The organism is Bacillus methanolicus PB1, assembly GCF_000262755.1.
GTDB lineage: Bacteria > Bacillota > Bacilli > Bacillales > Cytobacillaceae > Bacillus_Z > Bacillus_Z methanolicus.
The window spans coordinates 1,047,867-1,061,164 of the sequence record NZ_AFEU01000001.1; the positions used below are offsets into that span (position 1 = coordinate 1,047,867).

Consider the following 13,298-nt stretch of genomic DNA (forward strand, 5'->3'; position numbering starts at 1 on the left):
GGAGCCAACAGTTAATGCTCTTATTCATTGGCTCTCATTCTTTACTCGCCGCCGTCTTCTAGTGTACATATGGCAGAAGGGCGTTTAATCCGCAAAACGACCGTTTCATACACACGGAATGGATGGTTCATTCCTTCTTCTCCCAAGTATGCTGTATCAAAATCCTCTGAAACAGCCAGATCAAGATTATTTCGCCCTGTATTGACGAGAACTCCCGTTTTTCCTTTTAAAACCGGGGATTGGAACACCCCATCTGTAACAAGTTCACGAACATGTTCAATTTCTAAAACGTTTGTATCTTTATGTACGCGGTGCAACAGTGAGTATAACTCTGGTGATAAAACAAGAGCAAACGGTCCATTATGCTTCATTTCAAGTAATTTGTTTCTAGCTTCCACTACATCTTGAAAGGCGTTTCCTGATTCGTACCAATTTCCAATCAAGTGTGTGGACCGGCCTTTTACATTCATTAACCCGGGGATATCAAATTCCTTTGATCCGTGAAAAATCATCTGGTCTTCTAATATGGCGACATCACGGGCAGCATTTGCAGCTGCAGAAAAATCAATAGGGATGTCTAAAACTTTTGCCTGTTCTAAATCACGCCAATATAGAACGAAATCTTTGTAAAGTAGCGGGATTGTGTAATTTACCCGTTTACTGGACTCGATGTCTGTATCAAATGATCCTTGAAAATCCATTTTTGCTTCGTGGTTTTCAATAAATATGTCATTAAAAATACTTTGTACTCCTCTTCCAAGCGGGCCGTACAACTCAATGAACCGGCGTCCAACCAACTGTCTTCTTGCAGTGTCGATGACGGTTTGATCTAATTGTAAGAAATCTTGATCTGTTAATGGTGAATCCGGAAATAGTTGAGATTTACCCATTCTTCCTTCCTCCTGCATCTTTCGTTATTTTAAACTCCCGACAGTAAATCCTTTTTTCTTATTTGGTTGTTTTATGATTGGAGAAGAACCAAGACGAGCTAAGTGGTCGTAATGTTTATCATGATGCGCATGCGGATCAACATAGTCATGGTCAAATCGTTCATTTATCTTGTTTAACATTTCTTTTACTTGTAGATAATCTTGATAGGAAACATCCCTCAATTGGTTTAACAGGGTACTTCGTTCCTCATCTGTAAATGTAAAAAGTGCTAAATCCAAGTGCTCTACAAAATTATGCAATCCGAATTTTTCAAGATTTAATTCTTGTAAAAGGCGATTAAACTCATTGTTGGCCGGAGAAAAAATTTTCTCATCATTTTCTTTTTCAAATTTACTAATTAGCGGAATAAGTTCCACTAAACGTGATAACCGTTGCTCTTCCTCTTCATAAATGTGGTGATAATATAGACGTTCATGTTCATCTTTGGCATTTTGAATGACAGGGTCTAACATATTCATAAATTTTTCGATTGCATCCTTGGTCGTTGTAAAAATTCGATAAAAAATGTTTAGTTCGTCTTTCACTCACAACACCTCTTAATTTTTATGATAATTGCCATTATTGCCATTTAACTTCATATTTATTACATCTTTTTACCGTAGAAAATCCTTACTAAAAAAAAGAATATCTCCTCATTTTTCTCACAATTTCATCACAAGTTTATCTTATAGTTGAAATGTAAAGATTTTAATGTGCTGAAGATTATTTGATGGGAGATGAAACAGATACTGGATTAGAGGTACATTAATTTTACGTTTCATTCTTTATTTATTTTTTGAGAGGAGGCGTAAATTGGGGTGTCTTAGAAAGTTTGGATTATGGGCATTCATTTTTTATTTGGTGACCGCACTATTTCCTTTTATTACATATGCCCATGCTTATATCGTAAAATCTGTGCCAATGGAAAATCAGACAATATCTGAACCGCCATCTGTCGTTAGTATTCAGTTTAATGAGTTCATCCAACCTGGTTTATATTCGCTTGCGGTGATGGATGCTTCTGGAAATCGCGTTGATTTGAATAATGCCCATATTAATAAACAAAACCATGCTATTCTGGAGGCGGAAATAAGAGAGAACTTACCAAATGGGATGTATTCTATGCAGTGGAAAATCATCTCCTCAGATGGTCATCCAGTACAAGGTGTTATCCCCTTTCGCATCGGGAGAGCAGGAGAAGAATCTAATGCTTTACGAGCGAAAACATCCGGCTATTTGCCTTAAGCTGATATTTTGATCAATCGTTGCCTGCTGTATATGAGCATTGCATTATATATAGGAGTGATATTCTTTCACCTTTTTATTTATCGAGCAGAACATCAAGAGTCTTCCAAAGTTCAATCAAGAAGCAAGAAAATCATTTGGCTGTCATTGCTTGGGATTGCAATCAGTCTGCTGATAAATCTTCCTTTACAAACATCGATTAATGCAAATGTAACATGGTCACAGGCATTTACCCCTTCATTGTTGAAAGAAACGTTGAATCATACAGCTTTCGGACTTATTTGGATTGTACAGATGATAATTTTTGGAATTCTTGTCATCACAACTTATTTCGCTTTGAAGCAGGGAAGTTTGTTTTCCATTAAAGTTTGGGGAGCATCAATTATTTTTATAATTGGATTGCTTGTTACAAAATCTTTAACAAGTCATGCTGCAGGTTCTCATCACGAGATTATACCTGTTGCAATGGACTTTCTTCATTTGGTAGCAGCTTCTGTATGGATAGGGATTTTATCGGCAATTGTTATCTTTTTGCCAAAAAGTCGCCCTAAAACGGAAAATGGGGATCAAAGCAGCTTCTATTCGATGGTCATTCAACGTTTTTCGCCCTGGGCAATAGGTGCTGTCATTATTATTTTAGCTACGGGAATGTACGGAAGTTTCATGTATGTCCCGACGTTCTACTCCCTTATCCATACGTCATACGGACGAGTTTTGTTAGGAAAGATCATTTTATTTTTCCTCATGCTTCTATTAGGTGCTTTTCATTTAACGCAAGGGAAAAAACGCAAAAGACAAAAGTTGGGATGGACGTTAGGGCTTGAACTCACTGTTGGTGTGATAGTTATGGTGATGGCGGCCATACTTACAAATCTTCCGCCAGCAACAGCTTCTCCTGGACCGTTTGATCAAACGAAACGTACAGTGGATAACGGGTATCATGTTTCCTTGCATATTAGCCCTGATAAAGAAGGAGTAAACGTATTTAAGGTCGAGTTAAAAGATAAGAGTGGACGAGCACCAACGAATATCGAACAAGTGACCCTCACCTTTTCCTCTGCCGACGTGCAGGCGGGAGAAAGTACGATGATCGTTCCGAACGCAGCACCCGGAGTATTCCAAACGGAAGGAATGCACTTGAATATGGCAGGGCGTTGGAATGTTCGTGTGCATGTATTAACCAAGTCTTTGGACAGTTTTGATACCGATTTTCGTGTGGTGGTAGGAAGTCATTAAAAATTATATAAAGGAGATTGAATAAAATGAAAAATATCTTAAAAAAATCATCTGCAGTTCTTATTTCAACCATGACAGCAATGGCTCTTTTTGCAGGTACAGCCAGTGCACATGTCACGGTAAATCCAAGCACTTCAGCTCCTGGAGCATGGGAAACTTATACGGTAAAAGTACCTGTTGAAAAAGAGGTTGCGACGACAAAAGTAACATTGAAAATTCCTGATGGATTAGAATATAAGTCATATGAGCCGGTACCAGGATGGACAACAACCACTGAAAAAGATGAATCCGGCAAAGTAACATCGATTACATGGACAGCAAAAGGCGAGGGAATTTTACCTGGACAATTCCAACGTTTTACATTTGTGGCAAAAAATCCAGACAAAGAACAAGATGCTGCTTGGGATGCCTACCAATACTATAAAGACAATAGTATCGTAGAATGGACAGGAAATGAAGGTGCCGATACACCCCATTCACTCACGAAGATTACTGCAGCACCTGCATCGGAGGATACCGGTCACCATGATGGGAATCATGCCGGTCATGATGATTCTGTAAAAGACACAGCTGCAACCACGAAATCAGAGAAAGACGGCACACAAACAACTACAATGGCTCTATCGATTATTGCTCTATTACTTTCAATTGGGGCATTGATTATGGGATTACGTCGCAAATGAGATCAACTATGGATAGAACATGCAGTTATTTTTTGCTTGTTCTATCCTTTTTCTATCCCTTCTTAATAATGTTTATTTAGTAAAATTTCATATGAGTTTTTTCTTGTTTATAATAAGCCATTCTGTCTTGAAGAGTACCCGTGTGGAATTCAAACTTATGCCCATCCGGGTCGGTAAAGTAAATTGACTTCTTATCCCGCTCATCTCTTGGCCGTCCCGGAAAAATGTTCACATTTAGTTTTTTAAGTTTTTCATACATCATATCAAAGTCTTTTTCTTCGATGGTGAAAGCTATATGTGTATAAGACTGATGGATTTCATTTCTTGCAATATCTTTTTCTAGGTTTAGTGCAATCCACATACCATTAAGATCAAAGTATGCAGTGCTTCTCCCCTTTACTAATAGCTTTGCATCAAATACATCTTGATAAAATTGAATGGACTTTTCTAAATCTGAAACTGAAAACAATAAATGATTTAACCCATTAATAACCCCCACTAAATCACCTTCATTTTTTATCATTATTGTTTTTTTCCAAAAGTTCGATGATTTTATCCAACTTCTGCTCAATTGTTGTACTGGAATGGATCTTATGTTTTTGATTCTTTACCAGTGAATTAATTAACAGGCCAATTGATACAAAAAACAAAATGACAAGAGACATTGAAAATAATTGAAAAACTAAATCCGCCATATTCAAAGCGATCATCCTTTTCTAAAAAAATATAGAGCAGCCAATAGAAGAAACTATTTACGTTAACAAACTAAAAGGGGATTATTCCCCTTTTATTTCTAACAGTTTTCTTCTTAGTTCGTCTTCCATAGAAGCCAGCTCGATCTCGGCTTGGCGGCGTTTATTACGCCCTTCTTCCTGGATCCGCAAGGTCTCTTGAAGAGTTGTGATTAATTTTTCCTGTGTTTTCTTTAATGTCTCAATATCGACGAGACCGCGCTCGTTTTCTCTTGCCGTTTCAATCGTATTCGTTTTTAGCATTTCTGCATTTTTCAGTAAAAGCTCATTTGTTGTCTTTGATACCTGTTTTTGTGCTTCAACGGCGTGGCGCTGCCTGATCAATGTCAGTGCGATTGCAACCTGGTTCTTCCATAGTGGAATCGCCGTCATAATGGAAGACTGGATTTTCTCGACAAGCGCCTGGTTTGTATTTTGAATAAGGCGGATTTGAGGAACACTTTGAATTGTAATCTCCCGGCTTAATTTCAAATCATGCAAACGTTTATCCAAACGGTTGGCAAATTGGATCATATCGTTTACTTCTTGAAATTTCATTTGATCGTTTGTCTCTTCCGCTGATTTCTTTAATTCTGGAATCGTTTTTTTATACAATTCTTCAAGCTTTATTTCACCCGCTGCAATATACACATTTAAGGCTTGAAAATACTCTTTATTTTTTTCATAGAGCTTTTCAAGCATGGCGATATCCGAGAAAAGAATATTTTTGCTTCTTTCTAACTTCACACTAATCCGATCGATCTGTGCACTTGTTTTTTGATATTTGGAAAGCACCTCCTGTATGGAAGCTGACAGCTTCCCGAACATGCGCGCGAATAAGGACGGCCGACCCGGTTTCAGCTCATCAGGATTCACCTCATTCAGTCTCCTCATTAAGTCGTTTATGATATTTCCTATCTCGCCTAAATCCTTTTGTTGGACATGCTCAAGCATGGTTTGTGAAAAGGACAAAAGCTTGGATTGCGCCGGCGTCCCGTATGAGATGACCGCTTGATGATTTTTCGGGTCAATCTGTTCCGCAAGCTGATACGCCTTTGCCCTGTGTTCTTCCGGGATTACGTCAATGAGTCTGGCTTGCTTTTTTTCTTCATGTGTTTGGAGAATTGGCGTTTTTTCATTCTCTCCAAACGGGTTAGAAAGTAAGTCTTCCATTAAATCCTCATTGCTTGTATTCTTTAACAAAGATGAATTGTTTTCGTTCATTTTAATCTCCTGCCTTCTTCATGTAATTGTGATTCATTTATTTTTCTTATCGAATGCTTGGCCACATCCAATTCAAAATGCAGCTGATCTATGTCATCGGAAAGGACTTGATATAAATCATTTTCAATCGAAGTTTTGAGCTCCTCTAACGTTCGGCGCGTTTCAAAAAGGGAATTTTCTAACTCTCGGTCCTTTTTTGGCTGCAAAGATAAGAAAACATATTTCTCTGCCAGTTCAACGGCCGAATCCAAATGGGAAAAATAAAATCGCTCCGCCTTGTAAAAACGTTTCGGCTCTTTTTTTGTTAAAATATATATTTTTCTCGTAATTCGAATAAATTCCATTCTTTGTTTCAAAGATGGAATATGCCTTATGGAAATAAGCGCTTTATGCAAACGGGAAATTTTCGGCTTGGCTTCATCCAAATTTTTCTTAATATATCGATAATTCTTTTCCAGTTAGACGATGTTTTCTTAGAAATCGATACTTCAAATAGACTGAAATCATCCAATATGTGAGAATTGCTCCGGCAAGGGAAAATGCTGTGGAAAACATAAATGTTTGATCGAAAGCAATATAACTCACCAACCAAACTGTGGCAGCTGTCGGGATTGCAATCAACATTCGGACAAGAAATGCTAAAAACCGATTCATCGTATATCGACCCCTGTCATAAACTCTTTTTTCTAATTATACGGATAAAAAGAATATGAGTTTCGTTTCTTTAAGAAAATTACTACCTCAAACTTAACCATACATGAAAATTGTTATTCCTTCTTTGGACCACAAATGTAAAGTGTTCTAAGACCTGGGGTGTATTTTTTAAATGTAATATAATTTCTTCTCTAATACGATTTTATTTTTGACCACTTCTTTTTTTGTCATAATTAGTCATAATAGCTTCTATTAAAAAAAAACCAGTCGTTTACTAATACAACCGGTTGTTTGTTCGAATACTTTTGTATAGTTATTTCAAAATTCAATCATTGTTAACGGCTGCCGTCACTCTAGACTCGACTTCTTCCCAACCTTTACAAACATCTATCCACCCTTTAGCAAATGAATATTGAAATAATTCATCACATGTCAATTCGATGGCAGAGTTTGTACTTCCACAGGCGGGGAAAAGCGTATCGAAGCGTTTCATCGAGATATCCAGATAGACGTCCATCTCATTTTTTAATCCGAACGGGCAGACTCCGCCTATTACATGCCCGGTTTGCTCCAGCACATCGTCAGGCGAGAGCATACGAGCCTTGAAGCCAAATGTGCGGCGAAATTTCTTGTTATCGATTTTGGCATCACCAGCAGCTACGATCAAGATGGCTTTGTCCCCTTCTCCCCTGAAGGATAGCGTCTTCGCAATTCGAGCGGGGATGACGCCAATTGTGTCAGCAGCCTCCTCAACCGTAGCAGTCAATGTTTCAAATTCCATTACATCATCTTCACGATTCCACTGTTTAAAATGGGCTTTTACACTTTCAAGCGACATCTTGTTCATCCTTCCCTTTCACGACGCTAATGTGCACAATTTATATTCTGTTGTTGGGGTAAACCAATGTAAATCCTATTCATTATCCGCTTTACGACAAGCAAAAGCTGTTACCGGTTGATTCATTTCTTGGGCAAGCTGTTCCATGAATTGTTCGCTTGGAGTTTTATGTAATATACAAACAACTGCCGGATTGCCTCTAAGTGGTTCTGTTGCAAAAGCATTCACAAGAAAAAGGTTGTATGATACTGAATATTTCCTCCTTTCTTATCTGACTAGTATTCTGTATATATTAATTAACACCTTTCGAAAAAGTCAAATAATTAATACTGCTCATGATAAAAACGGAACATCCCAAATCTTGTTCTCCTATGAATTTTAAATAATACTATATAAATTTGTAGAATGTTCTCAATTGATATTTGTTGGCCACTTCGAACAGTGATTTCTCTATATACTAAAGTATGATAGCAGATGCCTAAGATAATAATTGCCAGCCCATATACACGGCAACACTCCAAATAATGATGGCAGAAATTTTATTGACTCTTTTTACGATATTTCCTGTATGGTCCAGTCTGCCTACCGTTTTCCCTATGATTGCCAACCCGAAAAACCAGAGCCAAGAAACCAAAATAGTTGCGAAAGTGAACGCCCATTTTTCATCAGCCGTATAACGAAGCGAGTTTGTCCCGATGACACCAATCGTATCCAAGATTGCATGCGGATTTAACAAGGAAACGGAAGCAGCAAATACAATTTGTTTCCGAGCTGAAAAACGTTCCTCGTTCGAGTGATTGACTTTCGGTTCACTGTTCCAAATATCCCAGCCCATGTATATAAGAAACACGATACCAGCACTTAAGACGATGATCTTCAGCCATGTGAATGTCAACACGATGGCGGAAACACCAAGCACGGCAAGGAAAATCAGCATCGTGTCACAGAGAGATGCTGTAATAATGACCGGGAGAACACGCAGAAATGCAGGTTGAACAGCTCCTTGATTAAAAACAAATACATTTTGAACACCTAAAGGCAAAATTAATCCGAAAGCAAGAATAACCCCATGGATCATTGCTTCAATCATTCTCTTCCCTCCATTGTTTATGACTATTTGATTATGGCTGTATTTTAGAAGGGAACTTACCATTTGTCATCATCCATTTGGATGGTTATAAAACCAACCAAATTTTATATAATGGAGATACGAAACCGGATCGGAGGGTTTGCAATGGAAAACTTGGGGTGGAAACCAAATCGCCTATCACAAATTCCCTTACATAAACAGATTGAAGAATATATAAAGGAAAAAATCATTAATGGAGAATGGACCGTTGGAACGAAAATCCCATCTCAACGAGCATTGGCTAAAGCATTTGACGTAAACCGAAGCACTGTTGTTACGGCATTAAATGAATTGACAGCCCAAGGTTTACTCGAAGGAAAAAGCGGCGGGGGAACAAGGGTTGTTAATAATACTTGGAGTCTACTGACATCCACGACTCCCCCTGATTGGAACGCTTATGTAAAAGCTGGGATTCACCAACCAAATATGCCAACCATTCAAGAGATAAACAAAGCCGAGTTCTACCCAGACATAATTCGCTTAGGAACAGGAGAACTTTCACCTGAGCTCCTGCCATACGAACAAATGAAAAGAATACTTCCGCGGATTTTCAATCGAAAAATGTCTTTAGGATATGAGGAATCTAAAGGAGATTTTTTTCTGCGCAGCCAATTAACCAACCATTTAAAAAGGTTGGGAATTAATACTTCTCCGTCATCAATTTTGATTGTTTCCGGGGCTCTTCAAGCCTTACAATTGATTTCAATCGGCCTTTTGAAAAGGGGTTCAACAGTTTTACTTGAAAAACCATCCTATCTATATTCTGTTAATGTTTTTCAATCTGCCGGCATGAAGCTGGTTGGCGTTCCAATAGATGAACATGGTATCCGAACTACATTAATTGAAAGATATAAAAAACAATACAATGGATCTTTGCTGTATTTGATACCGTCATTTCATAATCCAACAGGCACAATTATGACGGAAGAAAGAAGAAAACATATTATGGAATTATGTGAACAATTAAGCTTGCCCTTAATCGAAGATGATGTTTATGGGGATTTATGGATAGACGAGCCTCCTCCTTCCCCTTTAAAGGCAAATGATAAACATGGACACGTATTGTATCTGGGGAGTTTGTCCAAAACGTTAAGCCCGGGTTTGAGGATTGGTTGGATTGTCGGTCCGGAACCAGTCATTGAACGATTGGCAGATATTAAGATGCAAATCGATTATGGCTCTAGTTCGTTATCGCAAAGAGTTGCTGCTAAATGGTTAGCAAGTGATTTATATGAGAAGCATCTTGAATTTGTCAGGGAGCAGCTAAAAATACGAAGGGCAGCAGCAATGGAAGCGTTGGAGGCCCATCTAAGCGGCATTGCCACATGGAATTTCCCAAAGGGAGGCTTTTTCATATGGTTAAAAATAAAACCTAAATTATCAATGAGGAATCTTTATGAAAAAGCATTATCTAAGGGCATACTTCTTAATACGGGAAATATTTATTCTCAAGAATCAAACCAATACTTGCGGTTATCTTACGCTTATGCTTCATTGACTGATCTTAAGCAAGGAATATATCAACTTAGTCAAATCATCCGAAGTTTGGGGGCTGAATCTTAAGGGTCTGATTCCTATATATTGTATTGGAGGGTCAGACCCTTTGTTTATTTTTACATATTAAGGAATAGATCCAACCGGTAATTTCTATCTATCTTTCAATCATTTTTTTAAAAGAGTTTGATTTGCTTTTGAAGTTCTCACCTCTACGGTTAGTGAACCTTTCTTTACATATGCTTTCAAAAGCAATGGTACACCTGTCGTATTCTGAAATCTAAAATCCAATCCTCCATATGACACCGTTGCATCTCTTCCTTTCGGCACATACCCGACATTCACCGAATGATGATGCTTCTCTATATAGGCAACATTCAGTTTATCTACAGCATTATACAAAGTAGATGACGTCTGGCAAATGCCTCCTCCAATTCCCATGACTAATTTCCCATTGACGGCTTCCTCTGCTTTTTGATATCCATGTGCTGCGTCACTCGGTCCGACAGTCGTATTAAAAGAGAATATATCTTGAACCCCGATAATTACATTATTGATGGCCTGTGCAGATAGCTCGATATTTCGCGTTCTTCCCGAAACACCGCTATTGAAATAGGTTGTATATGAAGCGACCACCACTTCTCCCAAATGAGGAACTTCTTCAGGTTTATATCCGCTTTTGGTAACATATAGAGGCAGCCCTACTGTTCCACCCTTTTCCGAAGCCTTAATCACTTTTTCCGTTAACTCCGATTCTTCTAGTATGACTCTTGGTCTTCCCTTAATAATCTGACCATTTTTTCCAATTCTATCAGGAATCATTCTCTGGTCATATCCAGCTGTTGTTTCTGTTCCCCTTGCCAAACTCTTTGCCCAGTTTTCAATTTCCGCTTTATACTTTTCGAAATTTGTTTCAAACCCCATATCCTTCGGGTAAAAAGTTTTTAACATCTTTTTCGTATTTGGATCGACCACATTGACTACTATCGGCTTTTCTTCTTTTTTCTTTTCTTCTTCCTCTTCTTTCTTATATTTATCAATTTGCTGTTCTAAATAATCTACTTTTTTCTCCAACTCCTCTTCTCTCGCTGTTTTTTCTGAACATCCAATCAATCCTATTAAACTAGCAGCCAAAATGATTGAAATTGTCCTTACAAACTTCACCATTTTTCTCCCATCTTTTCTTTATAAATTCTAATACCTGATGTTGTCCTTAAAAATACATTAAAGGATTTCATTCTCTTACATTAATTCTATTCTTTTCCCCTTTTCGATATTACAAAATTTCCAAGCGGGAAAGCCAATTCCTTTAAGAATGGGATGAGGGCGAGGTCAGTTGCGAAGCACCGCTTTAGATTGAAGGATGGCTGTATTTCAAATATCTGAAAATTCCTGTTTTTAACTTTATTTCCTTATTAATACATATATATAAAAATATATGCATTTGAATACAACAAAGCCCATCCTATGGAAGATATCAAGGATGAGCTTTTTCAAATGAAATCCAGGCGGACAAACTTCCATTAGCTTGCAGGTAATTCTTCTTTTCCTGCCTCTTTTACACCTCTATTTCCAAACTTGTACCGGTCCCCGCCCACAAATAAAGAAACTAGAAATCCGATAATACCGGCAATTAGTGCTAATATAAAGCCGTGGTGCAATGCCGTTTCCACCGCGCCTCTCATGAAGTCAACAACCTGAGCGGGAATTTGTGCATGATCTTGCATTAATATTTCCGGTTTTGCAATTTCTTGTACCTTATCAGCAGGCATTTTGGAGGCTGATGCAAATTCAGTCATCTTCTCTTTCAAATCATTGTTCACAATGGTTGCTGTAATCGCAGCCCCCATCACACCGCCAATATTGCGCCAAAATCCTACAACCGAAGAAGCGATTCCGATATATCTCTTTTCAACGGATTGAGCTACAGCATTTTGTGAAACACTCATGAGCGGACCAAGAACAATCAGCCCCAACGTGATCATGATGAGTGTGACCATCCACTTCGCCGTCTCATGCGTGATGGATCCCAGCAGATAAGCCACAAGTATGCCGACTGCCATGGAAAAAGCCATTATTGTACGGAAAGAAATTTTCGTACAAAGGAAACCGCCTGCAATTGCACCGATCATAATCGGAAGCATCATTGGGGTTAATACGCTGTTCGAGTTTTCGTTCCCGATAACAGCCACTGAAAGAATAGGAAGATAAGTGATCGCAGAGAACATGATGGCTCCCTGGCAAAACACGACAATGCTCGTGCCCAGCACCATTTTATTTTTGAAAATAGAAAGAGGCAAAATCGGTTCCTTCGCCTTTCTTTCCACAAGTAAAAACAACACAATCAATAAAGCCGCTCCACTGAACATCCCAATTATTTGAACCGAATCCCATGCATAATCCTTTCCTCCCCATTCTAAACCGAGAAGCAGCAGAACGGTTGAAGAAATCAGCAGCACTGTCCCGAGATAGTCAACTTTTGGTTTTTGATCTGACTTAGATTCCTTTAAAGCAAAAAACAAAGTGATGATAGACAGCATACCGAAAGGCACGTTCACATAAAAGCACCATCTCCACCCCAGCCAAGACGTCTCGGAAATCCAAGTACCAATTTGCGGGCCAAAAACGGACGAAATACCGAATATCCCCGCAAAAACGCCAGACATTTTGGCAGCTTGCTTAGGGTCTGTTGAAATCGAATAAATAATCGTGAACGAGATCGGAAAAATAGCTCCTGAACCGATCCCTTGAATAACTCGATAGACAATCAGCTGATCGATTGTTTGAGCAGTTCCGCTTAAAGCAGATCCAATCAGGAACAAACTGATACCGATTAAATAAAACAATTTTCGTCCAAATAAATCGCTCATTTTTCCGAAAACGAGCATGGTACTTGTTGCGGCCAGCATATAAGCCGTAAAAATCCAGCTCATTTTATCGAATCCGCCAATATCCTTGATAACTTGATTAATGCTTGCAGAAACAATTGTGTTATCAAGCGATGCCATAAAAAGTCCCAGTGCCATGGCTAAAATAACGAATGACATCCCTTTGTTTTGTTCCATTACTTCTCCTTCTCCCCCTTGCAATCATTTATTTCCCCTTAAATAGAATAACACTTTATATGTAAAAAA

At 38.4% G+C, this 13,298-nt stretch carries 12 protein-coding genes and 2 pseudogenes; 3 read left to right on the forward strand and 11 right to left on the reverse strand.

All coding sequences use genetic code 11. The annotated features are described in order from the left end of the window. Positions 1-41: 41 nt before the first annotated feature. On the reverse strand, positions 42-890 hold the full coding sequence (locus PB1_RS04880; protein ID WP_003351117.1) for a family 1 encapsulin nanocompartment shell protein: 849 nt from the start codon (positions 888-890) through the stop codon (positions 42-44). 24 nt (positions 891-914) lie between these two features. Further along, on the reverse strand, positions 915-1,475 hold the full coding sequence (locus PB1_RS04885; protein ID WP_003351118.1) for an IMEF encapsulin system ferritin-like cargo protein: 561 nt from the start codon (positions 1,473-1,475) through the stop codon (positions 915-917). Positions 1,476-1,743: 268 nt separating this feature from the next. Here PB1_RS04885 and PB1_RS04890 point away from each other — a divergent pair. Together PB1_RS04890 and PB1_RS04895 are read left to right on the forward strand one after the other, a co-directional pair. Further along, positions 1,744-3,411: pseudogene (locus PB1_RS04890) on the forward strand (copper resistance protein CopC). Between the two features lie 26 nt (positions 3,412-3,437). Continuing rightward, positions 3,438-4,094: a YcnI family copper-binding membrane protein gene (locus PB1_RS04895; RefSeq protein WP_003351119.1), complete on the forward strand. Its 657-nt coding sequence runs from the start codon at positions 3,438-3,440 to the stop codon at positions 4,092-4,094. Positions 4,095-4,170: 76 nt separating this feature from the next. Here the strand turns inward: PB1_RS04895 and fosM are convergent, their stop codons facing one another. From fosM to PB1_RS04925, 7 genes and pseudogenes are all read right to left on the reverse strand, one after another. Further along, positions 4,171-4,617, reverse strand: a complete 447-nt coding sequence (gene fosM / locus PB1_RS04900) for a FosM family fosfomycin resistance protein (RefSeq protein WP_003351120.1) — start codon at positions 4,615-4,617, stop codon at positions 4,171-4,173. After that, entirely contained in the window at positions 4,604-4,789 is a 186-nt protein-coding gene (locus PB1_RS04905; RefSeq protein ID WP_003351121.1) for a DUF4083 family protein, read from the reverse strand. Before PB1_RS04905 ends, fosM begins: the two co-directional genes overlap by 14 nt. An 81-nt stretch (positions 4,790-4,870) precedes the next feature. Further along, the gene (locus PB1_RS04910) at positions 4,871-6,049 is read right to left on the reverse strand and encodes a toxic anion resistance protein (protein ID WP_003351122.1); all 1,179 of its coding nucleotides are present in this window, start codon (positions 6,047-6,049) and stop codon (positions 4,871-4,873) included. Continuing rightward, positions 6,046-6,703: pseudogene (locus PB1_RS04915) on the reverse strand (5-bromo-4-chloroindolyl phosphate hydrolysis family protein). Before PB1_RS04915 ends, PB1_RS04910 begins: the two are co-directional and overlap by 4 nt. A 325-nt stretch (positions 6,704-7,028) precedes the next feature. Beyond that, positions 7,029-7,541 carry a YbaK/EbsC family protein gene (locus PB1_RS04920; RefSeq protein ID WP_003351125.1) on the reverse strand — a complete coding sequence of 171 codons (513 nt, stop codon included), beginning with the start codon at positions 7,539-7,541 and terminating at the stop codon, positions 7,029-7,031. A 75-nt stretch (positions 7,542-7,616) separates the two neighbouring features. Beyond that, complete coding sequence (locus tag PB1_RS16845) at positions 7,617-7,769, reverse strand: PhzF family phenazine biosynthesis protein (protein WP_003351126.1); 153 nt, start codon at positions 7,767-7,769, stop codon at positions 7,617-7,619. Between the two features lie 250 nt (positions 7,770-8,019). Continuing rightward, positions 8,020-8,631 carry a LysE/ArgO family amino acid transporter gene (locus PB1_RS04925; RefSeq protein WP_003351128.1) on the reverse strand — a complete coding sequence of 204 codons (612 nt, stop codon included), beginning with the start codon at positions 8,629-8,631 and terminating at the stop codon, positions 8,020-8,022. A 144-nt stretch (positions 8,632-8,775) separates the two neighbouring features. Here PB1_RS04925 and PB1_RS04930 point away from each other — a divergent pair, with 144 nt between their 5' ends. Further along, the gene (locus PB1_RS04930; protein WP_003351130.1) at positions 8,776-10,233 is read left to right on the forward strand and encodes an aminotransferase-like domain-containing protein; all 1,458 of its coding nucleotides are present in this window, start codon (positions 8,776-8,778) and stop codon (positions 10,231-10,233) included. 99 nt (positions 10,234-10,332) lie between these two features. Here PB1_RS04930 and PB1_RS04935 read toward each other — a convergent pair whose 3' ends face one another. Beyond that, positions 10,333-11,331: a VanW family protein gene (locus tag PB1_RS04935; protein WP_034644783.1), complete on the reverse strand. Its 999-nt coding sequence runs from the start codon at positions 11,329-11,331 to the stop codon at positions 10,333-10,335. Positions 11,332-11,687: 356 nt separating this feature from the next. Then, positions 11,688-13,229, reverse strand: coding sequence for an MFS transporter (locus PB1_RS04940; protein WP_034644886.1), 1,542 nt, complete (start codon positions 13,227-13,229; stop codon positions 11,688-11,690). Positions 13,230-13,298: the final 69 nt, after the last annotated feature.

Coding starts and splice junctions, on each gene's coding strand:
- PB1_RS04880 (WP_003351117.1), bottom strand. CDS start 890: ATGGGTAAATCTCAACTATTTCCGGATTCACCATTAACAGATCAAGAT.
- PB1_RS04895 (WP_003351119.1), top strand. CDS start 3,438: ATGAAAAATATCTTAAAAAAATCATCTGCAGTTCTTATTTCAACCATG.
- fosM (WP_003351120.1), bottom strand. CDS start 4,617: ATGATAAAAAATGAAGGTGATTTAGTGGGGGTTATTAATGGGTTAAAT.
- PB1_RS04905 (WP_003351121.1), bottom strand. CDS start 4,789: ATGGCGGATTTAGTTTTTCAATTATTTTCAATGTCTCTTGTCATTTTG.
- PB1_RS04910 (WP_003351122.1), bottom strand. CDS start 6,049: ATGAACGAAAACAATTCATCTTTGTTAAAGAATACAAGCAATGAGGAT.
- PB1_RS04920 (WP_003351125.1), bottom strand. CDS start 7,541: ATGTCGCTTGAAAGTGTAAAAGCCCATTTTAAACAGTGGAATCGTGAA.
- PB1_RS04925 (WP_003351128.1), bottom strand. CDS start 8,631: ATGATTGAAGCAATGATCCATGGGGTTATTCTTGCTTTCGGATTAATT.
- PB1_RS04930 (WP_003351130.1), top strand. CDS start 8,776: ATGGAAAACTTGGGGTGGAAACCAAATCGCCTATCACAAATTCCCTTA.
- PB1_RS04935 (WP_034644783.1), bottom strand. CDS start 11,331: ATGGTGAAGTTTGTAAGGACAATTTCAATCATTTTGGCTGCTAGTTTA.
- PB1_RS04940 (WP_034644886.1), bottom strand. CDS start 13,229: ATGGAACAAAACAAAGGGATGTCATTCGTTATTTTAGCCATGGCACTG.